The organism is Synechococcus sp. HK05, from assembly GCF_019104765.1.
GTDB lineage: Bacteria > Cyanobacteriota > Cyanobacteriia > PCC-6307 > Cyanobiaceae > Vulcanococcus.
In genome coordinates this window covers 126,076-151,953 of record NZ_JAHRXJ010000010.1, presented here as the reverse complement: position 1 = coordinate 151,953, position 25,878 = coordinate 126,076, and the positions used below count along the sequence as shown (strand labels likewise).

Sequence of the window (25,878 nt, the reverse complement as noted above, 5' to 3'; positions counted from 1 at the left end):
GCGCCGGTGCTGAGGGGGATCAATGTGAAAGCGGCGAGCGTTCTGACTGAGAAGCGGGCGGAAGCCTGCTCCATCACAGCTGCGGGACAGTGCCGGACTGGGGCCATAGCCCTCCACCGAACTTTCCTCGTTGCCTTCCCGGTCTGAATCCGGGAAACCGCTGCTTGCAGTATCGCTTCAGGCGAAGCCTTTGCCAGCATCCTTGGCCACACAGGCCTGGAGCTGCTTGCGCAGCTGGGGGTGGTCGAGGTTTTTGCCGATCAGCACCAGTTGGTTTTTGCGCTCGCCCGCAGAGCCCCACTCGCTGTCATCGATGGAGAAGCGCTTGCCCGCCAGGTGAAACACGTGGCGTTTGTCGCTCTCGTTAAACCAGAGGATGCCCTTGGCGCGGAACACGCCAGCAGGGAGCTGGTTATCGAGGAAGTTTTGGAATTTGCGCAGTGCGAAGGGGCCATCGCTGCTGAAGGAGAGCGAGGTGAAGCCTTCGATCGCCAGGTGGTCGGGGTTGCCGTGGCTGTGGTCGTGGTCGTGGCTGTGATCGTGCCCGTGGGAATGGCCGTGCTCGTGCTCGCAGTGCCCGTGGTCGTGATCGCAGTTGCTGTGATCGTGGTGGCTGTGATCGTGATGGTCGTGTGTATGGCCGTGGTCGTGGTCATGCACGCAATGACCGTGGTCGTGATCGCAGTCGTCGTGGTTCTGCTCGGCGGCCACCTTGTCGCTTTCGAACAGGCCCACGCTCAGCAGCAACGGCAGGCTCACATCGCCTTTCACCGAGCGCAGGATGCGGGCATCGGTTTTGATTTCCCGCAACCGGCTTTCCACGTCGGCCAGGCGCTCCTCGCTCACCAGGTCGCATTTGTTGAGGAGCAGGATGTCGCCGTACACCACCTGGGCGCGGGCCACTTCGCCATCGAGGATTTCGTCGCTGAAGTTTTCCGCATCGATCAGCGTAATGATCGAATCCAGGCGGGTGGCGTCGCGCAGATCGCTGCCCAGGAAGGTCATCGCCACGGGCAGGGGGTCCGCCAGGCCGGTGGTCTCCACCACCAGGTAGTCCACCGGGTCCGGGCGATCGAGGATGCGATACACCGCATCGAGCAGTTCACCGTTGATCGAGCAGCAGATGCAGCCGTTGCTCAGCTCCACCATGTCTTCGCCGGTGGCAATGATCAGATCGTTATCGATGCCGATCTCGCCGAATTCGTTCACCAGCACAGCCGTTTTCACGCCCTGCTGGTTGCTGAGGATGTGGTTGAGCAGCGTGGTTTTGCCGGCACCCAGGAATCCGGTGAGGATCGTGACCGGCAGAGGGCTTGAGGCGGTGAGAGGTTCGCGGGCGGGGCTTGTCGCGCTGGCGGTCACGAGGCTGCGTGGGGCAAGGCTGAAGGCAGTCTGATCCTCAGGCCCTCTGAATGGTGCTCGGCTGGTGCGGGATGGCTACTGCCGGGCCAGGAAGGTGCGCAGTCGTTCGCTTTTGGGCTGTGCGAACACCTCGGCAGGGTCGCCCTGTTCTTCGATCAAACCGTTGTTGAAGAACAGCACGCGGTTGGACACCTCCCGGGCGAAACGCATCTCGTGGGTCACCACCAGCATCGTCATGCCGCTTTCGGCCAGTAGGCGCATCACCTGCAGCACCTCGCCGACCAGTTCTGGGTCGAGGGCGCTGGTGGGCTCATCGAACAGCATCACCGCAGGTTCCATGCAGAGGCTGCGGGCGATGGCCACACGTTGTTTTTGGCCACCGGAAAGCTGGCCTGGGTAGGTATCGGCGCGTTCGCTCAAGCCCACCTGCTCCAGATGAACACGGGCGCGCTGTTCGCAGACTGGCAGGGGCAACTGCAGCACCTGCCTGGGGGCCAGCACTAGGTTTTCGAGAACGGTGAGGTGCGGAAACAGGTTGAACTGTTGAAACACCATGCCAACGCTGATGCGCAGGCGGCGCAGCTGGCGCCAGTGCATCGCGCCGCCCGGTACGAAGCGCCCCATCACCTGCAGCTGGCCCTGCTCAAAACTTTCAAGGCGGTTGAGGCAACGCAGAAACGTGCTCTTGCCACATCCGGAGGGCCCGATGATCGACACCACATCACCTTCATGCACTGTGGTGCTCACCCCCCGGAGCACCTGCAGCGCGCCGTAGCTTTTGTGCAGATCACTGCACTGCAGCACGGGTTCTGCAGCTGTTGTGCTGATCATTGGGAGATCCAAGGGTTCGCCACGCCATGGCCCATCGGCCCAGACGCAGTTTGCTGCAGCTGTTGCGGACCTGGCGTCTGCAGTTGCTGGCACTGCTCGTGGCGCTGGCCGTGCTGGTGCCCCTTGGCAGTCGTGCTGCCCCATCAAGCCCATGGCGGGTGGGTACGGATCCCACGTTTCCCCCCTTTGAGTTCCGCAACCCGCAGACCGACTCCCTCAGCGGCTTCGACATCGAGCTGATGCAGGCCATCGGCGAGGTGGCGGGGCATCCGATTACCTGGGTGCCGTTGCCCTTTGATGGTTTGATTCCGGCCTTGCAGGCCCGCAGCGTGGATGCGGCCATCAGCGCCATGACGATCACGGCTGAGCGCGCCAGGGCGATCGAGTTCAGCCGCCCTTATTTCGAGGCGGGCCAGGCGATTGTGGTGCGTGAGAACGGCCCCGCCTTCGATAGCCTCGAGGCCCTGAAGGATCGGCGCATCGCCGTTCAGATCGGCACCACGGGCGCGATTGAGGCCGCCAGGGTGCCCGGTGCACGGGTGAGCAGTTTCGATTCCACGCCTTTAGCTCTGCAGGAGTTGGCGAATGGCAATGCCGATGCGGTGGTGAGTGATGTGCCGGCGATTCTTTATGCGATTGATCAGGCCAAGCTCACCGGATTGCGCATCTCCGGTGAACACCTGAGCACGGAGTACTACGGGATTGCGCTGCCCACCAATGCGCCGATCACCGCTGCGGTGAATGAGGCACTCACCACCTTGATCACCAATGGGCGGTATGCCGAGCTTTACCGGCATTGGTTTGCGGCTGAGCCGCCTGCGCTTCCGACGCGTGCTCCGGCACTTGAGGGTGCAGATTCTCCGCTCGCGGGCCTGGATCTTCAGTTGCTGGCTGGGAATCTGCTCAAGGGCGCGGCCATCACCTTGATGCTGACGGCACTCTCCTTCAGCTTCGGGCTCCTGGGGGGCACCGCGCTAGCCGTGTTGCTCCAGGCGCCGTGGCGTGGGGTTCACCTGCTCTGCCGCCTCTACATCGATTTTTTCCGCGGCACCCCGATGCTGGTGCAGCTGTTCCTGATCTATTTCGGTCTGCCGGCTCTGCTGCAGAGCCTGGAGGTGCCCTTCAGCATCAATCGGCTGGCGGCGGCGGTGACCGCCCTCAGCCTCAATGTGGCGGCCTACCTCGCCGAAACCTTGCGCAGTGGCATTGAGTCGATTGATCGCGGCCAGTGGGAGGCTGCCGATGCGCTCGGTCTCAGCCCGATCGCGCGGATGCGTTTCGTGATCGCGCCGCAGGCGCTGCGCCGGGTGCTGCCACCGCTGGCCAACGAATTCATCACCCTGATCAAAGACACCAGTCTCGCGGCGGTGATCGGCTTCGATGAGCTGTTCCGCCAGGGGCAGCTGATGGTGGCCACCACCTATCGCGCCTTCGAGATCTACATCGCGGTGGCCCTGGTGTATCTGCTGATGACCACCACAGCCTCCCTCCTGTTCAAGCGCCTGGAGGCCCGCTGGCGGCTGCCGGCCTGATCCGAGCTGACACCGCTGGCCACGGTCCCTAGAACGGAGGCATTCCTGCTCGCAACACGCCCATGGCTGTCGCACCTCCCATCGATATCGGCATTCCCGCTGAGCAGCGCGCTCGGATCGCTGAGGGTCTGGGCCGGGTGCTGGCGGACAGCACTGTTCTGTATGCGAAGACCCATGGGTTCCATTGGAACGTAACGGGGCCGATGTTCAACACGCTCCATTTGATGTTTATGGAGCAATACACCGAGTTGTGGACAGCGCTCGACGAGATTGCTGAACGGATCCGTGCTCTGGGCCATCAGGCGCCCTTTGGCGGCTCGATCTATCGCGACTTGGCCTCGATTCCGGAAACCCAGGGGGTGCCCCCTGCTCTGGAGATGGTGCGCGAGCTGGTGCAGGGCCATGAAGCCGTGGCCCGCACGATTCGCAGCGTTTTTTCCATCGCGGATGAAGCCAATGATCAGCCCACGGCTGATTTGCTCACCCAGCGCCTCCAGATCCATGAGAAAACGGCCTGGATGTTGCGCAGTTTGTTGGAAAGCTGACGCGAGCCGGAATCATTGATCACCTCCAGGTGTGTCTGGCATCTGGAGGTGTGTTGTGATCCGCTAGAACCCGTCTATTGCCACCGGATTTTGAGGATGAAGGAGCTCACCCGAGCCATCAATGATCACCTGGCCTCGGAGTTTCAGGCGAGCCACACCTATCTGGCGATGTCGATCTGGCTTCGCGAGAAGGATCTGGTGGGATTTTCCGCGTACATGCTCACCAAGAGCAATGAAGAGCGCGGTCATGCCTCACGGATGATCGCCTATCTCGTGGATAGCGATCAGGATGTTGAACTGCCCACCATTGAAGCTCCCCAGCGGGACTGGGGTTCAGTTCAGGCCTTATTTGATCACGTGTATGAGCTGGAAAAGGGAGTCACTGCCTCGATCCATCACCTCTACACCCTGGCGGAAGGATTGGGCGAGCGCAGCGCCACGGCCATGCTGGATTGGTTTGTTTCCGAGCAGTTGCAGGAAGAAGCCGAAGCGCGTTTTGTCTGTAAGCGGTTGCGCTTGGCCGGTGAGAACAGTGCGGCGCTCTTGCTGCTCGACCAGCAGTTCCTGGAAGGCACGGCCCTGGCCCATGTGAAAGGCGGGATGGGTGCTGCTGGTGAATCGGGGCCAGTCGCTTAGTGGCGGCTCAGTCGCGTCCGCAGCGGCATTGGCCGCCTTTCCAGTGGGAGCACTTCTTCTGTTTGCAGCCCTTTTTCTTGGCGTGAGCTGTGGTGGCGCGCTGGATGGGCGTCACGTCTCCTGAGGAGCCACCGATCTGTTGAGCCATGGCGCGGTAAGACGCTGCTGTTGAGAATCAATCGCATCGTATGCCGTTTGAGCGGGCGCGGTCGTGCTCTGCGCGCTCGAGCACGGGCTGATGTGCCATTGGTTACATCGGTGCGCCCGGTTCAGCGGATGGTGCTCCAAGCCCGCACCAGGTCGGCTCCACTGGCTTGGTTGCAGCGGCCCCCCAGGGCATCCACGATCAAGCAGGTGTTGGCGGTGAGGGTGGCCATCAGGTTGTCGCCGGCGGTGTCGGCCAGCAGCGGTTGCTCTGCCAAGGGGACGCCACTGAGGCTGCTGATGCGTTGCAGCGCCTTGCTGGCGGGTTGTTGTTCAGCAAAGAGGCTGCGCACGCCCTGCTGTTGCAGCGTGTTCACCGCGCGGGCCAGGGTCTGCGGCCGCAGCGCCTCGCTGGTGCTGCCTTCATCCACCACGGCCAATTCCTGCAGCTGGTACGCCCTCGCCAGGCTGGCGAAAGCCCGATGGCCGCTGGCCAGGATCCGAGGAGCGGTGATCGTGGCGAATTGCTGGCGATTCCAGCGGTGGAGATCGTTGAGGCTTCGCTGCATGGCTTGAGCCCGCGCCTGGATCTGTGGCGCGGCTTGTGGCCGGAGCTGTTGGAGCCGTTGGCTCACCAGGCTCAGCATGGCCTGGGCTTGGCGTGGGTCGTGCCACACATGGGGATCGCGGTCGCCATGGGCATGGGCGGCTGCGTCGTGCGCTCCGTGCTCATGGTCGTCATGGGTCTCGTGCTTCTCGCTCGGGGCTCCTGATCGCTTGAGCTGCGGACTGTCTGGCACGGCAAGCTCTGCCACTTTCACGGCGTTGCCGAGATCCTCAAGGGCTGGTGTGAGCCCGTAGCCATTGATCAGCACCAGCTGGGCTTGATGGATCTGGCGGGTCTGTGCCGGTGTGAGTTGCAGTTGGTGGGGGTCGTCGGTTGGACTCAGCAGGCAGGTCACGTTGAGCTGGTTGGCGGCCAGTCGGCGGGTGAGGTCGCACAGGGCGCCGTCGGCCGCGATCACGTCCACGCTCGGGGGTGGGCTGCAGGCCTGGCTGAGGGCCACGGCAAGAGCCGCTGTGGAGGCTGCTGCGATGCGCCGCATCCGGACAAGCGTTTGTTTTTGCAATGATAACGGTTCTCAGAACCGCAGGGTCGTTTTCAGGAGGGCGCCGAGCTGTCTAAAGCTTTCGCCGGAAGGGGTTTCGGCGCCCAGGGGGCGACTGAGTAGAAACAGGGCTGGCGTCACCGCCAGGTTGTCGCTCACCTGAATCTTGTACCACCACTCCCAGGCGTAGTTGCCATCGCGAGGGATGTCTCCTCCGTACAGCGAGGTGGCGAAGATCGGCTGGCCCACGGCCATGCCCAGGGCATTGCCGCGTGTAAAAGCATCACTCCATTGCAAGCCCACGCTCCATGATTGGCTCGTGGCCACAAGGCCCTGCCGATCCACCTCAGCGGCGTAGTTGGTGCGATTAAACCCCCAGCCGGCGCTGATTGAAGGCAGCCAGCCGGATTGTTTGGGTTGCCAATAGCCGCTGAGTCCAAAAGCCGTGGTGTGCCCGGGATTGCTCAGGCTGTTGAGCGTGAAATTGGTGGCGTAATCAATCACTCCACCGAGGTTTTGCACGGAGCTCACCACGGCTGCAGCAGCCCATTGGTCGCTCCTGTAGGCGAGTTGCACGCTGCCTGTACTGGCTGCATTCGCCGTGCCGATACCTCCCTGGCTGGGATTGCCATCGCTTCCGTGGCCTGCCACATAGTTGGCACTCACGCTGAATCCACCGGGGGATTGCCACCACAGCCCTGCGCCTGCCCCCAGCTGATAGTTGTACGCCGCTGGTGCTCCCTTGAGCGTAAACAGATCGAGGATTGTTTCAGCGGGGTAGAGGCTGGGCCTGATGGCGAAGAGATCCAGCTGGCCGATCCGTGGCCCAAAGCTGGCGGTGAATCCTTTGCCTAAAGGGAACTGGTAGTAGAGCCGGTTCACCGAAACGATGTCGGGCCCCGATTGCTCCTGAAAGGCTGTTTCCAGGATGGATAATTTGCTGGGCCCAGCTCCGTAGAAACTGTTGCTCGATCGATCGAAATTGCCACTGCGAAGGCGAGCGCGCAGGAGGTCTTGCCCCGTGAAGCTGGTGTCGAGGTAGAGCTTGAGGTCGTAGTTGAAGCTGGTGGCGCCGAATTTGGATCGGCTTCTGTTCACCTTGGCTTGGTCGCTGCCCTGGAAGCTGTTGCCACCCAGCACCATGCTGGCGAGGCCCTTGAGCTTGGTGGTGGGAGAAAACTGCGTGGCCTCCAGGATCTCCACGCGCTGATCGAGTTGCTGCAGCTCCTGCCCGAGCTGCAGCAGCAGCGGTGCGAGTTCCGGCGTGCTGCCATGGCGATGCGCCAGGCAGTCCTGAAGCAGTGCAGCCGCGCTGAAGCGTGAGATCGCGAGCCCCTTGTTGAGCCTCTCCTCTGAGGTGGCTGTGGAGCAACCGTGCTGCACCCGCAGGGCGCTCAGACGCTGATAAGCCCAGTCGTCTGGTTGCAGCAGTTGGCGTTCCGTTTGGGCCGAAGCGGAACCCGCTGATGCACCCAGTAGGGCGAGACCTCCCGCCACGGCAACGATGGTGCGCAGCATCAACGGTGCACGAGCAGCGCCTCGATTCAAGCGCGATTGCTCTTTAACTTGGAATGAGTGACGCCTGCTGCGGTGCTCAGCGTTGATCAGCTGTGTGTGCGCCGCGGGCCGGAGCTGGTGCTGGATCAGTTGTCCTTCACCCTGCCGCCGGGCAGCCTCACCGCTCTGGTGGGACCCAATGGGGCGGGGAAGAGCACGCTGTTGCAGGCCCTCGAGGGGCAGCTGAGCCTCTCGGAGGGTTCGATCACTTGGGAGGGAAGCCCGCTCACCCCGGCGCTGGCGCGGCAGCAGTTGGCCCTGATGCCTCAACGCGGGGAGATCGCCTGGAGTTTCCCGATCACCGTGAGGGAGCTCGTGGCACTTGGGCGGCTGGCGGCCCAGCGGCCCGGTTGTTGTGATGTGGAAGCAGCGCTGCAACGGGTCGGGCTGGTGGGTCTGGCGCGGCGCCGCCTGGATCAACTCTCGGGCGGTCAGCAGCAGCGCGCTCTGCTGGCGCGCACCCTGGTGCAACCCGCGCGGGTGCTCTTGCTGGATGAACCCTGCGCCGCCATTGATCCGCCCTCGCGCACAGAGTTGCTGCGGGTGATGCGGCAACTCAGTGATGCCGGCCTCACCTTGTTGGTGAGCAGTCACGACTGGGGGCGCGATCTCGATGCCTACGACCGCGTACTCGTGCTCGATCGCCAGCTTCTGGCGGATGGCACGCCCCAGCAGGTTCGCCAGGCCCTGGGCGATCTGCGGGTGGGCAATCACTGCTGCGGTTAGGCGCTCTGGCGCGCCTGGCAGTTGCGGCACAAGCCGAAAAACTCCAGGGTGTGGAACAGCAACTGAAAGCCTTCGGCTTGATCGCCGTGCAATTGCACGTTGTGCATGGGGCACTGCTCCAGCACCAGCGTGGTGCCGCAATCCACGCAGGTGAGGTGGTGTTCATCGCGCTCCACCGGCGCAAACAAGGCCTCGCCGCTGGGGAGGTGGCGACAGCGCACGAGCCCCTGCTGCTGCAGTTGCCGCAGGTGCCGGTACACCGTGGCCAGGCCCATGGATTGGGGGCCCTGGCGCAGCAGGGCGTGGAGATCCTGGCCGGAGAGTTCCCGATCGGCCAGCTTCAGTTGCTCCAGCAGCAGCAGCTGGCGATCACCTGAGGCGGCAACCTGGGAGGGCATGGCCGAACCAGCGGGGCAGGGGCCCTGATCCTATGGAGCAGGTGTGGTGGCTGCTGCCGCTCGCGGTGGCGTTGGTAGTGGGGGGGCTCTGCCCACTCGCCGGCACGCTGTTGCTGGTGCAGCGACGCTTGTTCCTGGTCAATCTCGTGTCGCACGCGGTGCTTCCCGGGCTGGCCCTGGCGGTGGCCCTGCGCATCGATCCGGGTGTGGGGGGTGTGATCAGCGGTCTGGCGGGTGCCCTGCTGGCGGAGCGCTTCAGCGCCACGGCGCGCCCTGGTCAGCCCGGTGATGAGGCGGTGCTGAACACCGTATTGGCGGGCTTTCTTGGGCTAGGGGTGTTGCTCATCCCCCTGCTGGGCATCCGCGTGGATCTCGAAGCGGTGCTGTTCGGCGATCTGCTGGCTGCAGGACCCACTGATCTGGCCCGCAGCCTGCTGGCTCTGCTGGCCATGCTGCTGCTGCTGGCCTGGCGCTACCACCACTACGTGTATCTAGGGGTGGACCCCCTGGGTGCCACCAGCGCTGGCTTGCCGGTGCGGCGCCTGCGCTTGCTGCTCACGTTGGTGACAGCCTTCACCGTGGTGAGTGCGATGACGGCCGTTGGGGTGGTGCTGGTGATCGGCCTGATGGCCGCTCCGGCGCTGCTGGCCCTGCCGGGAGCCAGCAGCCTGCGCCAGGCCCTGTGGCGTTCAGCGCTGCTTGGAACACTGCTGAGCGGCGGTGGCTTGGCGCTATCCATTCAGCCCTGGGTGAACCTGCCGCCGGGTCCCTTGATCGGTGTGTTGTGTCTGCTGCTCTTGCCGTTGCAGCTAGCCAGGCGGTAGCCACAGGCTTTGGCGCACACCCTTCTGCACCGGTTGCAGCGTGAGATCCCGCACGGGAATCAGCACCGGCTGGGCCTCTGGGTGACCCTGCGGCCGAAGGGTGAGCAGCAGCTGTTGGCGGGTGGGGTCGTAGGCCATCGGCACGCCCGGCTCCACCTCCCAGCCGCTCAGATCCCGTTCACGCACGATCTGCCCCTGACGGTTGAGTTCCAGCAGTCGGGTGTGCTGGGCATTGCGCCAATGACTCAGCAGCAGCCACACCCGTTCCCCACCGCGGTCACAGGCGCTGCTGAGTACAGCGTCTTGGCCGAGCCACAGCTGCCTGGGCGCCAAGCCGGGCTCCACCAGTTCCAGGGAGCGGCGGAAATCAGGCCAGTGCCGCACCAGCAGGGCACGGCCGCTCACGGGGCAGAAACTGCTCAGATCGCGGCTGCCCGGCAGGAGCTGCCGCCGCTGGGGCTTGCCCGGCAGGTTGCGCAAACTGAGGCCTTCGATCTCCGGCACCACGAGGGCGGCACCCTCGGGTAGGAGCTGCATCGGCCCCGAGGCCTCCAGGTTGAGCTGCTCTGGCCGGGCGCTCTGTTGGCCTTCGGCCCAGAAGCTGGTGATCGAGCGCCCCAGGGCGCGGGCGCTCCATTGCACCAACAGATCGCCGCGGCGGTTGCTGCTCAGGTGCGCAAAGATCAATGGCTCCGGCAACAGGGCCTGCAGGCGCCCGGCTTGAACAGCTTCGGGTTTCGCCGCCGTCTGAGGCTGCAGGGCGCTTTGTTGGAGCGGCAGCAACCACAGCCGTTCGCCCTCGGCTTCCCGGGTGGTGAGGGCGATCCCCGTGCCATTCCCCAGGGGCTGCACGGCCGTGATCTGCTCCAGCACTGGGGTGAGCGGTTGCCAGCGGCCATCGCGTTGCTGCAGCTGCAGTTGTTCACCCTGATCTACGGGCACCACCGCCAGCAGCCTGGGCCGGGGATCCCAGCGCCAGCGCTGCGGCGGCAGGGTTAAACCGCGTTGATCCCGGCCGCGGATCACCAGGGCCATGGCGCTGTGGATCGGCTGCTGCGACGTGAGCAGCAGCCGCAGGGCATCTCCCGATCCCAACCACTGATGGGGAGCGGTGGGATTCAAGCTGCTCAGCGCCGCCAGGCTGGCCCGATTCATCGGGCGGCTGAATCGCAGCGACAGCGCCGCCGGGCCGGAGCTGGCCGAGCTGGAGACCAGGTCCAGCAGCCGAGGCGGGCGGCGCAGCAGGAGCTGTTGCTGCAGGGCTGCCAACAGCACTCCACCGGCCAGCAGCAACGGGAGGGGCTTCATGGTTCCAGCGGCCGCGCGGGCCGTGGAATCGGACGGATCCGGCTGGGGAGCACCACGCTGCGCGGTTGTCCGGCGATGGTCTCCACACCCATGGTTCCCTCCACTGCCAGCCACTGATCTGCGGGGGGTGTAGCTCCGGCGGGCCAGCGCACGGGAAGGCCAATGGGAGTGGCATCCGCCAGGCAGCAGCGCACGAGCAGCCGTCCCAGTTGGGGCGGCCCGTCGGGTTGTGTCAGCACGAAACCGCTAATCCTCACTGGATCGCCTGCGTAGAGGGCTGGGTCGGGCTGGCTGCGTAGCAGCCGCACCCAGTCGGTGAGGCTCCGTTGGCTGGGTGGCAGGAGGAAATCGAGCTCAACGGCCTCACCGAGATCGCTGTTGCGGTTGGCGGCCAGATCGCTGAAGGATGGATTGGGCGGCATGGCCAGCACGGCGATCGCCAGCAGTGCACTCAAGGCCCAACCGCGGTTCCAGCGCTGGTCCTGCCGGCCCCTCAGCACCTGTTGCAGCGCCAGAGCGAGCAGGGCGACACCGCTGAGGCCCACCAGTGGGTGGAACACACCGCGCAAGAGCAGATCCAGGCGACCAGAGAGGGTGCTCCAGAGCAGCACCGCGCCCCAGAGCGCCAGGGTGATTGGACGGATCACAGCAGCCAGAGATTCACCCATTGGCCGATCAACAACACAACAACGCAGGCGCCAGCGGCGGTGAGTGCGATGGCGCGGGGCCGAAGCACCACCCCGAATAGGCCCAGCAGCTTCAGGTCGACCACAGGCCCCAGCACCAGAAAAGCGAGCAGGGCGCCAGGGGTGATCTGGGCTGCGAAACCCAGGGCGAGGAAGGCATCCACGCTGGAGCACACCGACACCACCACCGCCATCAGCATCAGGCTCAACACCGAGAGGGTGGGGGCTCCTCCAACTGCCAGCAGCCAGGTGCGCGGCAGCAGGGTTTGCACCACGGCGGCGATCGCACAGCCCAGCACCAACAGCCCCGCCAGATCCAGAAACTCGCGGCTGCTGTGATCCAGCACGCTGGCCAGGCTGGGACGCTCCGCTGGGGCAGGTGGCATCGGGGCCACGCTTCCCACCAGGCCACTGCGCCGTTCCAGCAGCCCCACCTGGTCGAGGGGCTGGCTCAAGCGCCGCTCCTCCAGCAGCGCCGGCTCCAGCAGAGCCACTTCCGGTAGCTGCTGCAACAGGGCTGAGAGGGCCAGGGCCACCAGCAGAGCTGCCAAGGGACGGGCCGCCAGCAGCCAGGGTTGATCCGGAAAAGCCGCCCAGGTGCTGGCCAGCACGATCGGGTTGAGCACCGGTGCGGCGAACAGAAACCCCAGGGCTGAGCCCAGGGGGGCACCCCCGGCAAGCAGGCGCCGCGCCACCGGCACATTGCCGCATTCACAGGCCGGCAGGGCAAAGCCCAGGGCTGCGCCGGTGAGCGGGGCCAGCAGGGGTCGGCGGGGGAGGCGCTGCAGCCAGCGGCCGCCTGGGGCAAGCCAGCGCGCCAGGCCTGCGATCAGTACACCGATCAGCAGAAAGGGCAGGGCCTCCAGCAGCAACCCCTGAAAGATGGCCCAGATCGTGGCCAGCCTGTTCAACGAGGATGGGCCACGGGTGTGGCTGGGTTCAGCGGCCCATCATGGCCTCGGTGTGAGGGCATTGGGTGAACCGCCGGTGGCCACCGGTGCGTTCGGCTCCACAAGGCCGTTAGGCACAGGCTCCTCATCGGTGCTGAGGGATCCCAGCAGCTGGGGGCGGTTGGATTCGAAGTGCAGATGCGGGCCGCTGCTCCAGATGCCGGTGTTGCCGCAGGTTCCGATCTGGTCTCCCCGTTTGTAGAAACCGGCGGGCATGGCGGTGTGCAGATGGCTGTAGCTGGTTTCCAGGCCATCGGAGCCGCGCAGCTCAAAGGTGGTGCCGTGGGTGCGGCTGCGGCGCACGCTGCCCTCGCCATCGTGAGCCGCCCGCACAGGCGTGCCCGTGATGCAGGCGATGTCGATGGCGGGATGCCCTTCGCGCACTCCCTGGGTGATCACCCCTGGCATGGGGTGGAGCAACTGCAGGGCGGGCAACAGAAGGGCGATGGGCAACAGGCTTCCGCGGGATGAACGTCCGCGTCACAAAAGTGAAGCGAATCTTAAGTTACGACTCCCGAGACCCGTCTGTTGTCTATGCGACCGGATCGGCGTGCCCGGGTTCGTGTAACAGCGGTCGCAGAAACGCTGTCGCCCTGAGCTGCCATCCCTAGCTTCCGGCCAGTGCCCACGCCCCGCAGCGACTGCGATGACCGAACTCGGCAAGTACCCCTTCAGCGGCCACGGCTCCGCGGTGATGCCGGTGGCCGGTCGTGGTCCCTCCCCGCGGGACTGGTGGCCTCAGCAGGTGAATCTCGCGATCCTGCACCAACACCATCCGGCCTCCAATCCACTCGGAGACGCCTTCAGCTACCGCCAAGCTTTTCAGCAACTCGACTATCGCTCCCTCAAGCGGGATCTGCTCGCTCTGATGACCGATTCGCAGGAGTGGTGGCCGGCCGACTGGGGGCATTACGGCGGCCTGTTCATCCGTATGGCCTGGCACAGCGCCGGCACCTACCGCACCGCCGATGGTCGTGGTGGTGGGGGCACAGGCAATCAGCGCTTCGCTCCGATCAACAGCTGGCCGGACAACGGCAATCTGGATAAAGCTCGCCGCCTGCTTTGGCCGATCAAGCAGAAGTACGGCAACCGCATCTCTTGGGCTGATCTGATCATCCTGGCCGGCACGAGTGCCCTCGAATCCATGGGGCTCAAGACCTATGGCTTCGCTGGCGGCCGCGCCGATATCTGGCAGCCCGAGGAGGACATCTACTGGGGGAATGAGCGCACCTGGCTGGGCGATGAGCGCTACAGCGACGGCCGCCAGCTGGAGAACCCGCTGGCGGCCGTGCAGATGGGTTTGATCTACGTGAACCCAGAGGGTCCCAACGGGGAACCTGATCCCGTGGCCTCAGGCCGCGATGTGCGCGAGACCTTCGCTCGGATGGCGATGAACGACGAGGAGACCGTGGCCCTCACCGCGGGCGGCCACACCTTCGGTAAAGCCCATGGCGCTGGTCCCGAGGCTTTGGTGGGGCCCGCTCCAGAAGGCGCCCCGCTGCAGGAGATGGGCCTGGGCTGGCACAACAGCCATGGCAGCGGCAAGGGGGCCGATACCACCACCAGCGGTATTGAAGGGGCCTGGAAACCTCACCCCACCCGCTGGGATATGGGCTACTTCGACATGCTCTTCGGTTACGAGTGGGAGCTGATCAAGAGCCCTGCCGGTGCCTGGCAGTGGCAGGCGAAAGATTGCCGCGAGGAGCACCTCATCCCCGATGCACACCGCCCTGGCCTCAAGCATCCGCCGATGATGACCACAGCGGATCTTTCGCTGCGGTTTGATCCGATTTACGAGCCGATCTCGCGCCATTTCCATCAAAACCCCGACGCCTTCGCCGAGGCCTTTGCCCGCGCCTGGTTCAAGCTCACCCACCGCGATATGGGGCCCCGCAGCCTCTACCTGGGCCCAGAGGCACCTGCTGAGGAGCTGATCTGGCAAGACCCAATCCCACCTCTGGATCATCCGGTGGTGGATGAGCCGGCCATCGCTGATCTCAAGCAGCGCATTCAGCGCAGCGGCCTCAGCGTGTCTGAGCTGGTGGCGACCGCCTGGGCTTCGGCATCCACCTTCCGCGGCTCCGACAAACGCGGTGGCGCCAACGGTGGCCGGGTGCGTCTCGCGCCCCAGAGTGCCTGGGCGGTTAACCAGCCGCAGCAGTTGCAGAGGGTGATCGGCTATCTGGAGAGCATCCAGCAGGCCTTCAACGACTCCCGCCAGGGGGACATGCGCGTGTCGTTGGCCGACCTGATCGTGCTGGCCGGCAGCGTGGCTGTGGAGCAGGCAGCGGCGGCGGCTGGCCATCCGCTTGAGGTGCCGTTCACGCCCGGGCGGATGGATGCCAGCCAGGAGCAGACCGACATCGCCTCCTTCGCCGTGATGGAGCCTCAGGCTGACGGCTTCCGCAACTGGCAGAAGGGGTCGATGCGCGTGACCGCTGAACACCTGTTGGTGGATCGCGCCCAGCTACTGGGCCTGAGCGCTCCGGAGATGACTGTGCTCGTGGGTGGCTTGCGCGTGCTTGGCGCTAACACCGACGGGGTGCGCCATGGCGTGTTCACCGAGCGGATCGGCGTTCTGAGCACGGATTTCTTCGTGAACCTGCTCGATATGGCCACCACCTGGGAGCCAACCGATGAGCATGGCGAGGTGTTCGTTGGCTCCGACCGCAGCAGCGGCGCCCAGCGCTGGACCGCCACCCGAGTGGATCTGGTGTTCGGCTCCAACTCTCAGCTGCGCGCCATCGCTGAGGTGTATGCCCAGAGCGACGGGGCCCAGCGGTTCGTGGCTGATTTCGTGGCCGCCTGGGTGAAGGTGATGAATGCGGATCGCTTTGATCTGATGGCGTGCTGATCTCCTTGCGCCTGTTCAGCGTCCGGCTGGGGCGGCGTTAAACCACTCCGGCGTGGCTTCAAAGCAGGCGGCGTTTTTCTCGTTCTCGCGGGCTTCCACCTTCCAGCAGCAGCTGCGACCGCTGTCGCGGCCGAGCAGCAGTTGGTTGGCCCAGGTCCACACCAGCTGGGCGCTGGCTTCCATGCCCACGTTGTCCATCACCCTGAGGTCGAGAGCTCCCTGCTCGTGCAGCGCCTGCCACTGCTCCAGCAGGGGATCGTCGGCATTCACCAGAAAGGTGTGGTCGAACTGGTGGGCCAGTTGGGTTTGCAGGGCCCCCAGGCTGGAGAAATCCACCACAAACCCGTTCTGATCGAGCTCGCTGGCTCTGAACCAGCAGGTGAAGCTGCGGCTGTAGCCGTGCACGTAGCGGCAATGGCCGCCATGGCGCCATTGGCGGTGACAGCACGGGAAACCGCTGAAGGTTTTCGTGCAGCTGAAGGCGGCGCTCATTCCCTGGCGTGTTGAGGGGTGAATCGGTGTTGCGGGAGGATCGGGTGAGATGGATCGGCAGCCCTTGCAGGCATCCTTTCAGCTTCCGGATCCGGCCCTGATCGGTTCCCTTCGTTTTAACGACGCCGGCCTGATTCCCGCCGTGGCGCAGGACTGGCTCGATGGCGCCGTGCTGATGGTGGCCTGGATGAACCGCGAGGCGATCGAGCGCAGTCTCAGCAGCGGTGAGGTGCACTACTGGAGCCGTTCCCGCCAGGAGTTGTGGCACAAGGGCGCCACCAGCGGCCACATCCAGCGCCTGCGCGGCCTCCGGTACGACTGCGATGCCGACGTGCTGCTGCTCACGATCGAGCAGACCGGCGATGTGGCCTGCCATACCGGCGCTCGCAGCTGCTTCTACGACGAGGGTCCGGTCGCGACGGCCGGCGGTGCCGCAGCTGCCCCCCCTCCGGCCGATGTGTGCACGGAGCTGATGCGGGTGATTGAGGGGCGCCGGGATCAACCCGAACCCGGCAGCTACACCAACAAGCTGCTGGAGGGGGGCGACAACCGCATCCTCAAGAAGATCGGCGAGGAGAGTGCCGAATTCGTGATGGCCTGCAAAGACAACAATCCCGCCGAGATCGCCGGCGAGGCTGCTGACATCGTGTTTCACCTGCAGGTAGCCCTGGCCCATCACGGTGTGAGCTGGCGCGAGGTGCAGCAGGTGCTCGCCCAGCGGCGCGGCGCACCGCGGCGCGAGTGAGTTAGCGGGTGAGCTGGATCGGGCTGCCGTGGCGCAGGCCCAGGCTGCCGCTGAGGATCACCCGGTCGTTGGCGCTTAGGCCGGAGAGCACCGGGTAGTGGTCGCCCTGCAGGGGGCCCAGGTTTACAGGCTTCTGCAGGGCCAGCAGCGTCCCCTTGGGCAGCCGGCGCAGGGCGTCCAGGTTGGCTTTGCCTGGGTCGCGCTCCAGGTCTTGCAGTGTGCCCACCACAAATACGAAGCTCTGGCCGAAGCTGCGGGTGACGGCGCTGAAGGGCACGGCCAGCTGGCGTTCGGCCCCGAGGATCACCCGCGTGCGCAGGCGCTGGCCATTGCGCAGCAGCCCCTGCGGGTTGGTGATCGAGGCCTTGGCCAGCAAGGTTTGGGAGGCGTTGTTCACCCCTGGATCGAGAAGGTTGATCCGCCCCTCCGCCAATGGGCGTGGGTTGATGCCGTCGAGGAGTTGCACCCGCTGCCCCTTGGCCACGGCATTGGCCTGGTTTGCCGGGATGTCGATGCGGGCCTGCAGTCGGTCGTTGCGGATGATGCGGCTGAAGGGGGTGCCGGCCTGAACCACATCGCCGGCTTTGATGCTCACATCCCCCATCACGCCGCTGATCGGGGCGCGCACGTCCTTGTAAGCGAGGTCGGCCTGCTTGGCGCGCAGCGCCTCTTGGGATCCGATGGCCTTGGAGCGTTTTTCATCGCGTTCCAGGGCCGTGGCCGCGCCTTTGCTCACCAGGCTGCTGAAGCGCTGGTAGGTGATCGCATCGGTTTCGGCCGCGGCCTTGAGGGCGGCCACATCAGCGCGGAGCTGGGTCTGGTCGAGCACCACCAGCAGCTGGCCGGCGTTCACGCTCTGGCCCCCTTGCACCAACACGCTTTGCACCCGGCCTCCGGCCTGGGAGGCCAATTCGATTTCGTCGGTGGCTTCCAGGGTGCTCACCGTGTCGAGGCTGCGCACAAAGGCTTCCTGGCGGGGACGTTCGGCCTGCACCCGCACCGGTGGCCGGGCGCTGGGGCGACCGCTGCAGCCCACCACCAGCTGAGCTATCACCGCAGCGCCGATCAGCAGGTTCAGGCCGCTCGGCATCACCGGGCTCCAGGCTTTAGCCATGCTGCCCTCCATGCAGCTGGCGCCGTGGCCGTGCCAGCTCCCACCCCTTGATCACGCGGTAGACACCAGGCACCACAAACAGGCTCAAGCCTGTGGCCACCAGCAGGCCGGAAAACACCACCGTGCCGATGCTGATGCGGCTGCTGGCGCTCGCACCGCTCGCCAACAGCAAGGGCAGAAAGCCCGCCAGCGAGGAGATGGCGGTGAGCAGGATCGGGCGCAGACGGCTGATGGAGGCCTCGCGGATGGCGGCATCCAGGGGCAGGCCTTCCCGGAGGCGTTGATTGGCGAATTCCACGATCAAGATGCCGTTTTTGGCGGCGAGGGCCACCAGCACCAAGAGCCCCATCTGGCCATACACATCCAGTGGCAAGCCGCGCAGGATCAGCCCCACCAGCGCCCCCAGCAGGGCTAGGGGAACAGTGATCAGGATGATCAAGGGATCGAGCAGGTTTTCGTAGAGGGCCCCGAGGAGCAACCCCATCACCAGCACCGCCAGGGCAAAGGCCCGGATGCTGCCGCCGCCGGCCTGCCGCTCTTCGCGGGCCAGGCCAGCCCACTCCAGCTCCACCGTGCTGTTGCCCTGCTGGCGCTGGATCTGCTCGAGGGTGGCCATGGCCTGGCCGGTGCTCACACCCGGGGCCGGCAGGGCCTGCACCGTGATGGAACGCACCAGGCGGCTGTGGTTGATCACGCTCGGTCCGGTGGAGGGCACCACCTGCACGAGCTGGCCGATCGGGATCAGCTGGCCGCTGCGGTTGCGCACCTGCAGAGCAAGCACATCGTTCACGTCGCGGCGCCCCTGACCCTCCAGCTGCACGATCACGCGGCGCACCTGATCGCCTTCAAAGCTGTCGTTCACATAGGCGCTGCCGAAGCTGGCCTGGAGGGTGTCGACCAGTTCATCGAGATCCACCGCCAACGAAGCCAGCTGGAGACGATCAGGCTCGAGGCGCAACACCGGTGAATCGGCATTGAAGCGGGTCGAGACCCGGGTGAACTGGCCGCTGGCGTTGGCAGCCTGGATGAAGCGCTGCACCTGCTGAGCGAACTGCTGAATGTTGAGCTGGCCGTTGCTGGTGTCGAGCAATTCCAGTTGCAGGCCGCCTTCGCTGCTGAAGCCCCGCACCGTGGGCGCTTCGCTCAGCATCACCACCGCCCCTTGCACGCGCTGCATCAGTTGGCGGTTGAGCCGCTGCGCCACATCGGCGGTGGAGGGTCCCCCCTCACCGCGTTGGCCGATGGGATAAAGGCGCACAAAAAAGATGCCCTTGTTGGGGCTGCTGTCGCCAAAGGAACGGCCGGCATAGAAGTTGGCGCTGCGCAGGGCTGGCTCCTCCGCCAGGGTGCTGCGCACTTGCTCCATCACCCCCTGGGTGCGTTGCAGCGAAGATCCCTCCGGCAACACCACCACGCCGCGCAGTTGGCCGTTGTCTTCCTGGGGAATAAAGGCGCTTGGCCGCAGGCTCAGGCCAGCGGCTGTGAGCACCAGGCCCAAGGCGAGGGCGGTGAGCATGCGGCCGCGGTGCTGCAAGCTCCGTTCCAGCCAGCGCCCGTAGGGCTGCTCGAGCCCTTCCAGCCAGCGGCGCGGGGGATCGATCCAGCGCAGCAGCCAGGCGGGTTCGCGCTGCTCGGCATGGAGGATGCGGCTGGCGGCCACCGGCGTGAAGCTGATGGCGTTGAACGTGGACACCACGATCGTGGCGCCGATCGTGATCGCAATCGGGGCGTAGAGCCGGCCCACGCTGCCCTGCATGCCCAGCACCGGCAGGAACACCACCAGCAGCACCAGGGATGTGGCCACCACGGCCCCGCCCAGTTCGGCCATGGCAGCGCGGGCGGCCGCGCGTGGGGAAGCACCTTGCTCGAGGCGGCGACCGATGTCTTCGCTCACCACGATGGCGTCGTCGACCACCAGCCCCGAGGCCAGCACCATGCCAAACAGGCTGAGGGTGTTGATCGAGGTGCCGCTCAGGTTGATGAGGGTGATCGAACCCAGCAGGGATACCGGCACCGCCAGGGCGCTGATGAGGGCCAGGCGGCTGTTGCCCAGCCCCAGCAGCAGGGCCAGGAACACCAGCAGCACGGCATCCCGCAGGCTGCCGGCGGCTTCGCCAATGCTCTGGCGCACCGTATCGGCCTCATTCACGATCAGCTGCAGATCCATCCCCGGAGGGAAGCGCGGCTCCAGTTCGGCCAGGGCCCGCTCCACCGCTTCACTCACTTGCAGGGCGTTGCTGCCATCGCGCTGGAATACCCCCAGCGCAACGGTGGGATCACCCTTGAGGTTGGTGGCCACGTTGCCGTAGCTCTCGCTGCCCAGGCTCACCCGCCCGATATCGCGCAGCAGCACCACACCCCCATCGGGCCCACGCCCCACCACCAGCTGCTCGAGGGTTTCGGGGCTGCGAAGTCGGCCTTCCATCTGCAAGGGCAGGGAGGTGGCCTGCCCCGGGGGCACCGGTTCATCACCCACCTGGCCCAGGGCGGCCAACACGTTCTGGGCTTCCAGTGCCTGGCGCACATCGTTGATGGTGAGCTGGCGCTCCAACAGCGCCGCCGGGTTGAGCCAAAGGCGGAAGGCCAGGGGACTGCCACCGAAGAGGGTCACGTTGCCCACGCCTTCCACCCGCTGCAGCCGCTCTTTCACCACCTGGTTCACCCAGCCACTGAGGAAGAGATCGCTGTAGCGGCCTCGTTCGGCGCTGAAGCTGAGCACCATCAGCAGGTCGTCGGAGCTGCGGCGCACCTGCACCCCTAGCCGCGCCACCTGGGCCGGCAGTTGGCGCAGCACCTGGCTCACTTCGTTCTGGGCGTTCACCTGATTGAGCTCTGGGGCGCCGCCGCGGAAGCTGAGGCTGATGCTGCTGCTGCCAGAGGTGCTGGTGGAGCGGATCGTGTCGAGCCGCTCGAGCCCGTTGAGCTGGCGTTCCAGCAGGGCGGTGACCCCCTGCTCCACCACCTCAGGGCTGCCGCCGGGGTAGCTGCTGCTCACACTCACGCGCCCTGGGGCGATCGGCGGCAGGTTCTCCACCTGCAGCTGCAACAAGCTGAGGGCTCCCATCAACAGCAGCAGGGCGCTGAGCACCAGGCTCAGCACCGGCCGGCGCAGGAACAGATCCGAGATCGTGCGCTTGGGCTGGCTCATGGAGCAGTGGGTGGCTGCAGGCCGGGCTGCTGTTGCAGCCAACGCAGGGTGCGCTGGTCGCGGGGGCTCAGCTCCAGGATGGGCGTTGCGGTGGGGTGAACAGCCATGGCATCGCCGGCTTGATCGCTGTGGCCCCAGAGGCCAAAGGCATGGCCCAGCTCATGTAGGGCCGTGGCCTGAATCGCCGTTTGGGCTTGGCCTGGACTGATCAAGACAGTGACTTTGGGCTCGAGTTCCCAGAGGCCGGCGCGCCGCACCTCCAGGAGCTCGAGCACGGCGCGGCCGTGGCTGGCGCGGTTGTTGAGCCGGGGAGGCCGCCGCCGCTCCACCAGCACCTGAGCACGCTCCGGCTGCTGCACCAGCGTGATCGGCAGGTGCTGTTGCCAGGTGATCACGGCCTCGCTCACCGCCGCGTGCCAGCGCTGCTCCCAGATGCCGGTGGGCCCGCCGTCGCGCACCGGCTCCACCCAAACGCACCAGTGCTGGCGGATCGGCCAGCCGGCCGGGGTGGGTTTGAGCCGATGGCGGTAGTCGGGCAGCGACGGCTCAGCCGCTGGGGGAGGCTCTGGAGCAGAACCGTTCGCCGCACTCCAGGGCCGGATCTCTGCCGCGACCGCGCAGGCTGTGGATGGTGGTGCTGGCAGCTCCACCAGGGCTCAGCCGCCGATGCTGCCGGGCAGCCCCACACCGCGGGCCATCAAGGTGGCCAGCAGGGGAATCAGGGCAAAGCCCACGAGTTCAATATTGAGAATCCAGGCCAGGCGGTTGGCGAGGGCTTCACTCACCTGGGGCAACTCGCCTTTGCGCAGCGGAATCGCCCAGAGGATGTAGGTGATGGTGGGGTAGAGCGACAGGCCTCCCACGCTCAGATAGAGGCCAACCTTCCACCAGAAGAGAGGATTTTCGGTGTAGAAGCTGCCGCCCTGGCCGAAATACATCACCCGCAAGATGCCGCTCACCAGCAGGGCCAGAGCCGCCATGCCGTACACCACATCGGTGATCACCATCAAGGTGGTGTCTTGCTTGCTGGGGTTGGGGCGAATCAGTCGCCGCTCAAGCACCAGGGCGCCGAAGCAGAGCATGAAGCTCAGGTAGTGGACGTAGGCCACACCAGCTCTGGGCAGCACATCGCTGGGGAGCTCGGCGAGCAGGGCCGCAACGGCGGTCATGGGGTGGGGCTGACACGAAGGCAAGACCGTAGCGGGCTTCTTCGCCGCTAGGGGGTGATCCCGAGGTGTTCCCGTTGGCGCCCATGGTGATGGCGTGTGTTGCGCCTGGGGCAGTTTGCACCGGAAAACTTCCGCTTTTGATGTGGATCTGTTTCGTTAGTGGTGTGCAACTTGGGAAGCAAAGTTGAAACCTGGAAGCCTTTTGGTTGCTTTCCTCGTTGAGCGAAAAAGCTTCTAGGTTCAATTCAGTGGATAGAACCCTGCATGGCCAGCTCTCTGAGTGCCTTCCTCGGCGAAATCGGCCGCCATCAGTTACTCACTCCTGAACAGGAGTTGATGCTGGGCCGAAAGGTGCAGGCCATGGTGGCGCTGCACGAGCGTTGCCACAGCGCTGGCGGTGTGGGAGAAGCCTGCTCCTACAACGACATCGAAAAGCGCACGATGCGAGTGGGTGAGCGCGCCAAGGATCAGATGATCACCGCCAACCTGCGCCTGGTGGTGAATCTGGCCAAGCGCTATCAGGGCAAGGGCCTGGATCTGCTCGACCTGATCCAGGAGGGCACCCTGGGCCTCACCCGGGCCGTGGAGAAATACGACCCCACCCGCGGCCATCGCTTCAGCACCTATGCCTATTGGTGGATTCGCCAGGGGCTTAACCGTGCCCTCTCCACCCAGAGCCGCACCATTCGCATTCCCGTAAATGTGAATGAGAAGCTCACGCGCCTGCGCGCCGCCAAGGCCCGTCTGCTGCAGCGCCATGGCAGCCAGCCATCGCCGAAACAGCTCTCAGCGGCGATGGATCTTCCCCTTCAGGAGGTGGAAGATCTGCTGGGGTGTGAGCTGCGCAGCGTCACGGTGAGTTTGCAGGGGGTGGTGAAGTCGAAATCCGATCCCACGGAGCTGGTGGATGTGCTCCCGAGCGAGGATCTGCCGCCGATGGAGCGCTGCGAGCTGGCGGAGCGCAATGCGGCGGTGTGGAAGTTGTTGGATCAATCCAACCTCACGCCCAAGGAGCGCACGGTGGTGATGTTGCGCTTTGGCCTCGATGGGAGCCATGAATGGCGCACCCTGGCGGAGGTGGCGCGCCTGCTGGGTTGCAGCCGTGAGTATTGCCGCCAGGTGGTGCAACGGGCCCTGCGCAAATTGCGTAAGGCGGGTATCCAGGCCGGCTTGGTCGAGGTTGGCGCCCCATGATGGATGGGTTGGTCCCCTGAGGTTTTGCCCGTGACGGCCAAGTCCACCCACGTTGTTGACGCCGAGGTGCTCGGCAGCACCGAAGTGGATGAGGGGGCGTTGCGGCGCTTGCTGCGCCGTGCGGGCCGAACCCTTGCCCGCCCCGCGCTCGAGTGCCTCGAGTTGCTGCTCGATGCCAACACCCCACCGCAGGTGAGGCTCACGATGCTCGCGGCCCTCACCTACCTGCTGCTGCCGCTGGATTTGATTCCTGATTTCATTCCGGCCGCCGGCTTCAGCGATGACCTGGTGGCCCTCACCGCCCTGCTGGGCTTGTGCAGCACCCACATCAACGACACGATTCGGTTGCGGGCGCAGCGCAAACTGGATCGCTGGTTTCCCCTCGGACGCTGATGGCCGTGCTCACCGCCGAGCAGCTGGATGACCTCCAGACGTTCCTGAAGGATTGGCTGCGTCACAGCGGCCGGACTCAATCTGATCTGCGCCGGGCGCTGCGGGCCAGTTCGATCCGAATGCCTGTGCTCCTCGATGAACTGGCGCGGGTGCACAGCCGCGATGGGCTCACCGGTCTGGCGCAACGCCTGTGTGAGATCGAAGCGCTCTGGCAGGGCGAAGACCAGGGATTGGAGGGAGAGGATCAGCCACCGCTGTCCCTCGATGACTCCCTCGGGCAGCTTGATCTGTTGCTTCAGGAAATCCGGCTCGATGCCGGCGAGGCCTGACGCTCCCGCGGAGACACGTCAGAGTGGGGGCACGCTCCGTCGCCGTCATGTCGTTGCCTCGTCTGTTCGCCTCTCCGGCCACCCTCGGCCTCAAGCTGTTTGCGGGTCTGGTGATCGGGGGGCTGGAGTTGCCGGCGCTGGCCCAGGTGGAGAGTTTTCTGTGGGGTCCCGGCAGCAATGTGGGGCCCGAAACGAAGGTGGAACCCCAGAACTGCGTGACTGGGCCCGACGGCAGCATCACCTGCGACACCAAAGTGGTAAACCCTCCTGGTGATACGCCCGCCAAGCCTCAATACCGGCCCTTCAGCTACTGAGCCGCGGCCTGATGCGTTTGTTTGACGACCGATCGTTTCTGCGGGCGATCACAGCCTTTGAGCGCGCCTTGGCCAAGGTGCTCTCGGTGGTGCTCACCGCTGTGCTGGTGGTCGCCAGCCTGCAGCTCATCCTCTTCCTCGGCAGCGATCTCCTCGATCTCAATGTCAATTGGACGGGCGAGGGCTTGATTCGCCTGCTGGATCAGGTGTTGGTGATCCTGATCGCGCTGGAAGTGCTGCAGAACCTCACCGCCTACATGCGGGAGCATGTGGTGCAGATCGAGCTGGTGTTGGTGACGGCGCTCACGGCGGTGGCTCGCAAGGTGATCGTGATGCCGCCCGGTGTGCAAAAGAACCCTGCCGATCTGATCGGTCTCGGCTTTGCGGTGTTGTCGCTAGCAGGCGCCTATTGGCTGGTTCGCCAATCCCATGTCAGGCGTCTGCCCACCAGAAGAGAGCAAGCCAGAGAGTCCCTGGAGCTGGATCTGTCGACACAACCCGGTGACGGCGGTGAGGACTGATCAGCAGGCTGTCGCCCACGCACAAATCACGCGGTTGCGCTTCATCCTCGAATTGCAGTTGGGCGCTCCCGCGCAGCACCATTACCCACTCGCTCTCGTGTTGGTCGTACCAGACGTCTGAGGGGCTGCTGGCCAGGCAGGAATGGATGCGCTCGAGTCGCCAACCAGGGCCTTGCTGCAGGCAATCCACCCGTTCTTCCCCTGGTGCAGGGCAGGAGCTCGAGAACAGGTTGGCTTGATCATTGGGGCGCGATGCCGCTTCATGCGCCGCCGTGCTGCGATCACCCCAGCGGCGCCCAATCTCGAAGCCATGCTCGGCTGCCAGGGCCACCACTTCATGGTGTTGATCGCAAGCGCGCAGCGCATCCCGCACAGCCGGTTGGGCTTCGCTCAAGGCCACAAAGGCATTGAGCTGGCGCACTTTCTCGAGGAATTGCTGGAGCTGGGCTTCGGCCATCGGCTCAGTATCCCTGGCCCAGGAGCTTGTGCATGCGAAAACGCTTGAAGTTCACCCCGCCGATGCGGAGTTCCTCCCGCCAGCTCACCTGCCAACCCAACCGCTCGAACAATGGTTTCGAGATCAGGCTGGCTTCGGTGCGCAACATGGCGATCGCTTGGGCCCGGGAGCGTTGTTCGATCGCTTCGAGCAAGCGCTGGCCGCAGCCCTGGCGCTGGGCGGCAGGATGGCAATAGAGGAGCGCAACACGATCGCTGGGATGGCGCAGGCTGAACGCCTGGGGTTGATCGTGTGGATCGCACACCACAAATCCTTCGCCCTGGTGCAGCTGTAATCGCAGGGTGTGGCACTGCTCTGCCCAGGCTTGTTGCTGTGCTGCGCTGTAGAGCGCCGCGGTGGAACCCAGCACCGCCTGGCGATAGATCTCCACCACAGCATCGTGATCCTGGCCCTGCAGGCAACGAACCGGGCGGAACATGTCTGATCCTCGGCAGGATGTGGACTCCATTGTGGTTCGTTGTGCAGCGGGATGTAGGTGGT

General features: G+C 65.2%; 28 protein-coding genes and 1 riboswitch. Of the genes, 12 read left to right on the top strand and 16 right to left on the bottom strand.

Annotated elements, in window-relative coordinates:
* Positions 1–14: 14 nt before the first annotated feature.
* A riboswitch (cobalamin riboswitch) is annotated at positions 15–177 on the bottom strand.
* Entirely contained in the window at positions 178–1,362 is a 1,185-nt protein-coding gene (locus KUL97_RS09300) for a GTP-binding protein (protein WP_217796716.1), read from the bottom strand. It abuts the riboswitch before it with no gap.
* A 75-nt stretch (positions 1,363–1,437) separates the two neighbouring features.
* A complete protein-coding gene (locus KUL97_RS09295; RefSeq protein WP_254896380.1) occupies positions 1,438–2,193 on the bottom strand; it encodes an amino acid ABC transporter ATP-binding protein in 756 nt (251 codons plus the stop codon).
* A gap of 26 nt (positions 2,194–2,219) precedes the next feature.
* Between KUL97_RS09295 and KUL97_RS09290 the strand changes: the two genes are divergently transcribed.
* The 3 genes from KUL97_RS09290 (at position 2,220) to KUL97_RS09280 (ending at position 4,906) form a co-directional block, all read left to right on the top strand.
* Complete coding sequence (locus KUL97_RS09290) at positions 2,220–3,725, top strand: ABC transporter permease subunit (RefSeq protein WP_217796714.1); 1,506 nt, start codon at positions 2,220–2,222, stop codon at positions 3,723–3,725.
* Positions 3,726–3,787: 62 nt separating this feature from the next.
* Positions 3,788–4,270 (top strand): Dps family protein, encoded by a 483-nt coding sequence (locus KUL97_RS09285; protein ID WP_217796713.1) that lies wholly within the window; start codon positions 3,788–3,790, stop codon positions 4,268–4,270.
* 96 nt (positions 4,271–4,366) lie between these two features.
* The gene (locus tag KUL97_RS09280; protein WP_217796712.1) at positions 4,367–4,906 is read left to right on the top strand and encodes a ferritin; all 540 of its coding nucleotides are present in this window, start codon (positions 4,367–4,369) and stop codon (positions 4,904–4,906) included.
* A 269-nt stretch (positions 4,907–5,175) separates the two neighbouring features.
* Here KUL97_RS09280 and KUL97_RS09275 read toward each other — a convergent pair whose 3' ends face one another.
* Together KUL97_RS09275 and KUL97_RS09270 are read right to left on the bottom strand one after the other, a co-directional pair.
* On the bottom strand, positions 5,176–6,156 hold the full coding sequence (locus KUL97_RS09275) for a metal ABC transporter substrate-binding protein (protein ID WP_217796711.1): 981 nt from the start codon (positions 6,154–6,156) through the stop codon (positions 5,176–5,178).
* A gap of 36 nt (positions 6,157–6,192) precedes the next feature.
* Positions 6,193–7,677, bottom strand: a complete 1,485-nt coding sequence (locus tag KUL97_RS09270; protein ID WP_254896379.1) for an iron uptake porin — start codon at positions 7,675–7,677, stop codon at positions 6,193–6,195.
* 72 nt (positions 7,678–7,749) lie between these two features.
* Between KUL97_RS09270 and KUL97_RS09265 the strand changes: the two genes are divergently transcribed.
* On the top strand, positions 7,750–8,442 hold the full coding sequence (locus KUL97_RS09265; RefSeq protein ID WP_217796710.1) for an ABC transporter ATP-binding protein: 693 nt from the start codon (positions 7,750–7,752) through the stop codon (positions 8,440–8,442).
* Here the strand turns inward: KUL97_RS09265 and KUL97_RS09260 are convergent.
* Positions 8,439–8,840, bottom strand: a complete 402-nt coding sequence (locus KUL97_RS09260) for a Fur family transcriptional regulator (RefSeq protein WP_217796709.1) — start codon at positions 8,838–8,840, stop codon at positions 8,439–8,441. The two genes, KUL97_RS09265 and KUL97_RS09260, sit on opposite strands and share 4 nt — an antisense overlap.
* A 32-nt stretch (positions 8,841–8,872) precedes the next feature.
* Here KUL97_RS09260 and KUL97_RS09255 point away from each other — a divergent pair, with 32 nt between their 5' ends.
* A complete protein-coding gene (locus tag KUL97_RS09255; protein ID WP_217796708.1) occupies positions 8,873–9,664 on the top strand; it encodes a metal ABC transporter permease in 792 nt (263 codons plus the stop codon).
* Here the strand turns inward: KUL97_RS09255 and KUL97_RS09250 are convergent.
* Genes KUL97_RS09250 through KUL97_RS09235 form a run of 4 tightly spaced genes read right to left on the bottom strand, consistent with a single transcriptional unit; the run spans position 9,650 to position 13,061 of the window.
* Positions 9,650–10,972: a hypothetical protein gene (locus KUL97_RS09250; RefSeq protein WP_217796707.1), complete on the bottom strand. Its 1,323-nt coding sequence runs from the start codon at positions 10,970–10,972 to the stop codon at positions 9,650–9,652. The genes KUL97_RS09255 and KUL97_RS09250 overlap by 15 nt on opposite strands.
* Entirely contained in the window at positions 10,969–11,640 is a 672-nt protein-coding gene (locus KUL97_RS09245; protein ID WP_217796706.1) for a TIGR03943 family protein, read from the bottom strand. The genes KUL97_RS09250 and KUL97_RS09245 overlap by 4 nt, the downstream gene beginning before the upstream one ends.
* On the bottom strand, positions 11,616–12,569 hold the full coding sequence (locus KUL97_RS09240) for a permease (protein WP_217796705.1): 954 nt from the start codon (positions 12,567–12,569) through the stop codon (positions 11,616–11,618). Before KUL97_RS09240 ends, KUL97_RS09245 begins: the two co-directional genes overlap by 25 nt.
* A 39-nt stretch (positions 12,570–12,608) precedes the next feature.
* Positions 12,609–13,061 (bottom strand): M23 family metallopeptidase, encoded by a 453-nt coding sequence (locus tag KUL97_RS09235; protein WP_217796704.1) that lies wholly within the window; start codon positions 13,059–13,061, stop codon positions 12,609–12,611.
* A gap of 193 nt (positions 13,062–13,254) precedes the next feature.
* Between KUL97_RS09235 and katG the strand changes: the two genes are divergently transcribed.
* Positions 13,255–15,462 (top strand): catalase/peroxidase HPI, encoded by a 2,208-nt coding sequence (katG, locus tag KUL97_RS09230; protein WP_217796703.1) that lies wholly within the window; start codon positions 13,255–13,257, stop codon positions 15,460–15,462.
* 15 nt (positions 15,463–15,477) lie between these two features.
* On the opposite strand, the gene KUL97_RS09225 is transcribed toward katG, so the two are convergent.
* On the bottom strand, positions 15,478–15,954 hold the full coding sequence (locus tag KUL97_RS09225) for a 6-carboxytetrahydropterin synthase (protein WP_217796702.1): 477 nt from the start codon (positions 15,952–15,954) through the stop codon (positions 15,478–15,480).
* Between the two features lie 49 nt (positions 15,955–16,003).
* Between KUL97_RS09225 and hisIE the strand changes: the two genes are divergently transcribed.
* Positions 16,004–16,699 carry a bifunctional phosphoribosyl-AMP cyclohydrolase/phosphoribosyl-ATP diphosphatase HisIE gene (gene hisIE, locus KUL97_RS09220; protein WP_217796701.1) on the top strand — a complete coding sequence of 232 codons (696 nt, stop codon included), beginning with the start codon at positions 16,004–16,006 and terminating at the stop codon, positions 16,697–16,699.
* Position 16,700: 1 nt separating this feature from the next.
* On the opposite strand, the gene KUL97_RS09215 is transcribed toward hisIE, so the two are convergent.
* From KUL97_RS09215 to KUL97_RS09200, 4 genes are read right to left on the bottom strand one after another with little or no spacing between them, the layout of a single operon-like run.
* Positions 16,701–17,813, bottom strand: coding sequence for an efflux RND transporter periplasmic adaptor subunit (locus KUL97_RS09215; RefSeq protein ID WP_254896378.1), 1,113 nt, complete (start codon positions 17,811–17,813; stop codon positions 16,701–16,703).
* Positions 17,806–20,961: an efflux RND transporter permease subunit gene (locus tag KUL97_RS09210; RefSeq protein ID WP_217796699.1), complete on the bottom strand. Its 3,156-nt coding sequence runs from the start codon at positions 20,959–20,961 to the stop codon at positions 17,806–17,808. The genes KUL97_RS09215 and KUL97_RS09210 overlap by 8 nt, the downstream gene beginning before the upstream one ends.
* A complete protein-coding gene (locus KUL97_RS09205; protein ID WP_368656130.1) occupies positions 20,958–21,611 on the bottom strand; it encodes a peptidase in 654 nt (217 codons plus the stop codon). Before KUL97_RS09205 ends, KUL97_RS09210 begins: the two co-directional genes overlap by 4 nt.
* Before the next feature lie 6 nt (positions 21,612–21,617).
* Positions 21,618–22,130: a DUF2214 family protein gene (locus KUL97_RS09200; RefSeq protein ID WP_217796698.1), complete on the bottom strand. Its 513-nt coding sequence runs from the start codon at positions 22,128–22,130 to the stop codon at positions 21,618–21,620.
* 264 nt (positions 22,131–22,394) lie between these two features.
* Here KUL97_RS09200 and KUL97_RS09195 point away from each other — a divergent pair, with 264 nt between their 5' ends.
* From KUL97_RS09195 to KUL97_RS09175, 5 genes are read left to right on the top strand one after another with little or no spacing between them, the layout of a single operon-like run.
* Complete coding sequence (locus tag KUL97_RS09195; RefSeq protein ID WP_217796697.1) at positions 22,395–23,324, top strand: RNA polymerase sigma factor RpoD/SigA; 930 nt, start codon at positions 22,395–22,397, stop codon at positions 23,322–23,324.
* A 3-nt stretch (positions 23,325–23,327) separates the two neighbouring features.
* The gene (locus KUL97_RS09190) at positions 23,328–23,717 is read left to right on the top strand and encodes a DUF1232 domain-containing protein (protein WP_217796696.1); all 390 of its coding nucleotides are present in this window, start codon (positions 23,328–23,330) and stop codon (positions 23,715–23,717) included.
* Positions 23,717–24,046, top strand: a complete 330-nt coding sequence (locus tag KUL97_RS09185; protein ID WP_217796695.1) for a hypothetical protein — start codon at positions 23,717–23,719, stop codon at positions 24,044–24,046. Before KUL97_RS09190 ends, KUL97_RS09185 begins: the two co-directional genes overlap by 1 nt.
* A 47-nt stretch (positions 24,047–24,093) precedes the next feature.
* Positions 24,094–24,360 carry a hypothetical protein gene (locus KUL97_RS09180; RefSeq protein ID WP_217796761.1) on the top strand — a complete coding sequence of 89 codons (267 nt, stop codon included), beginning with the start codon at positions 24,094–24,096 and terminating at the stop codon, positions 24,358–24,360.
* Positions 24,361–24,371: 11 nt separating this feature from the next.
* Positions 24,372–24,881 (top strand): phosphate-starvation-inducible PsiE family protein, encoded by a 510-nt coding sequence (locus tag KUL97_RS09175; protein WP_217796694.1) that lies wholly within the window; start codon positions 24,372–24,374, stop codon positions 24,879–24,881.
* On the opposite strand, the gene KUL97_RS09170 is transcribed toward KUL97_RS09175, so the two are convergent.
* Both KUL97_RS09170 and KUL97_RS09165 read right to left on the bottom strand, forming a co-directional pair.
* Positions 24,793–25,338 carry a Nif11 domain/cupin domain-containing protein gene (locus tag KUL97_RS09170; protein WP_217796693.1) on the bottom strand — a complete coding sequence of 182 codons (546 nt, stop codon included), beginning with the start codon at positions 25,336–25,338 and terminating at the stop codon, positions 24,793–24,795. The genes KUL97_RS09175 and KUL97_RS09170 overlap by 89 nt on opposite strands.
* Positions 25,339–25,342: 4 nt before the next feature.
* Positions 25,343–25,816, bottom strand: coding sequence for a GNAT family N-acetyltransferase (locus tag KUL97_RS09165; RefSeq protein WP_217796692.1), 474 nt, complete (start codon positions 25,814–25,816; stop codon positions 25,343–25,345).
* Positions 25,817–25,878: the final 62 nt, after the last annotated feature.

Bases quoted from the DNA above. Each gene is read 5' to 3' on its own strand.
- KUL97_RS09295 (WP_254896380.1), bottom strand. From the start codon at position 2,193: ATGATCAGCACAACAGCTGCAGAACCCGTGCTGCAGTGCAGTGATCTG.
- KUL97_RS09290 (WP_217796714.1), top strand. From the start codon at position 2,220: ATGGCCCATCGGCCCAGACGCAGTTTGCTGCAGCTGTTGCGGACCTGG.
- KUL97_RS09285 (WP_217796713.1), top strand. From the start codon at position 3,788: ATGGCTGTCGCACCTCCCATCGATATCGGCATTCCCGCTGAGCAGCGC.
- KUL97_RS09280 (WP_217796712.1), top strand. From the start codon at position 4,367: ATGAAGGAGCTCACCCGAGCCATCAATGATCACCTGGCCTCGGAGTTT.
- KUL97_RS09275 (WP_217796711.1), bottom strand. From the start codon at position 6,156: ATGCGGCGCATCGCAGCAGCCTCCACAGCGGCTCTTGCCGTGGCCCTC.
- KUL97_RS09270 (WP_254896379.1), bottom strand. From the start codon at position 7,677: ATGCTGCGCACCATCGTTGCCGTGGCGGGAGGTCTCGCCCTACTGGGT.
- KUL97_RS09260 (WP_217796709.1), bottom strand. From the start codon at position 8,840: ATGCCCTCCCAGGTTGCCGCCTCAGGTGATCGCCAGCTGCTGCTGCTG.
- KUL97_RS09255 (WP_217796708.1), top strand. From the start codon at position 8,873: ATGGAGCAGGTGTGGTGGCTGCTGCCGCTCGCGGTGGCGTTGGTAGTG.
- KUL97_RS09250 (WP_217796707.1), bottom strand. From the start codon at position 10,972: ATGAAGCCCCTCCCGTTGCTGCTGGCCGGTGGAGTGCTGTTGGCAGCC.
- KUL97_RS09245 (WP_217796706.1), bottom strand. From the start codon at position 11,640: ATGGGTGAATCTCTGGCTGCTGTGATCCGTCCAATCACCCTGGCGCTC.
- katG (WP_217796703.1), top strand. From the start codon at position 13,255: ATGACCGAACTCGGCAAGTACCCCTTCAGCGGCCACGGCTCCGCGGTG.
- KUL97_RS09225 (WP_217796702.1), bottom strand. From the start codon at position 15,954: ATGAGCGCCGCCTTCAGCTGCACGAAAACCTTCAGCGGTTTCCCGTGC.
- hisIE (WP_217796701.1), top strand. From the start codon at position 16,004: ATGGATCGGCAGCCCTTGCAGGCATCCTTTCAGCTTCCGGATCCGGCC.
- KUL97_RS09215 (WP_254896378.1), bottom strand. From the start codon at position 17,813: ATGGCTAAAGCCTGGAGCCCGGTGATGCCGAGCGGCCTGAACCTGCTG.
- KUL97_RS09210 (WP_217796699.1), bottom strand. From the start codon at position 20,961: ATGAGCCAGCCCAAGCGCACGATCTCGGATCTGTTCCTGCGCCGGCCG.
- KUL97_RS09200 (WP_217796698.1), bottom strand. From the start codon at position 22,130: ATGACCGCCGTTGCGGCCCTGCTCGCCGAGCTCCCCAGCGATGTGCTG.
- KUL97_RS09195 (WP_217796697.1), top strand. From the start codon at position 22,395: ATGGCCAGCTCTCTGAGTGCCTTCCTCGGCGAAATCGGCCGCCATCAG.
- KUL97_RS09190 (WP_217796696.1), top strand. From the start codon at position 23,328: ATGGGTTGGTCCCCTGAGGTTTTGCCCGTGACGGCCAAGTCCACCCAC.
- KUL97_RS09185 (WP_217796695.1), top strand. From the start codon at position 23,717: ATGGCCGTGCTCACCGCCGAGCAGCTGGATGACCTCCAGACGTTCCTG.
- KUL97_RS09180 (WP_217796761.1), top strand. From the start codon at position 24,094: ATGTCGTTGCCTCGTCTGTTCGCCTCTCCGGCCACCCTCGGCCTCAAG.
- KUL97_RS09175 (WP_217796694.1), top strand. From the start codon at position 24,372: ATGCGTTTGTTTGACGACCGATCGTTTCTGCGGGCGATCACAGCCTTT.
- KUL97_RS09170 (WP_217796693.1), bottom strand. From the start codon at position 25,338: ATGGCCGAAGCCCAGCTCCAGCAATTCCTCGAGAAAGTGCGCCAGCTC.
- KUL97_RS09165 (WP_217796692.1), bottom strand. From the start codon at position 25,816: ATGTTCCGCCCGGTTCGTTGCCTGCAGGGCCAGGATCACGATGCTGTG.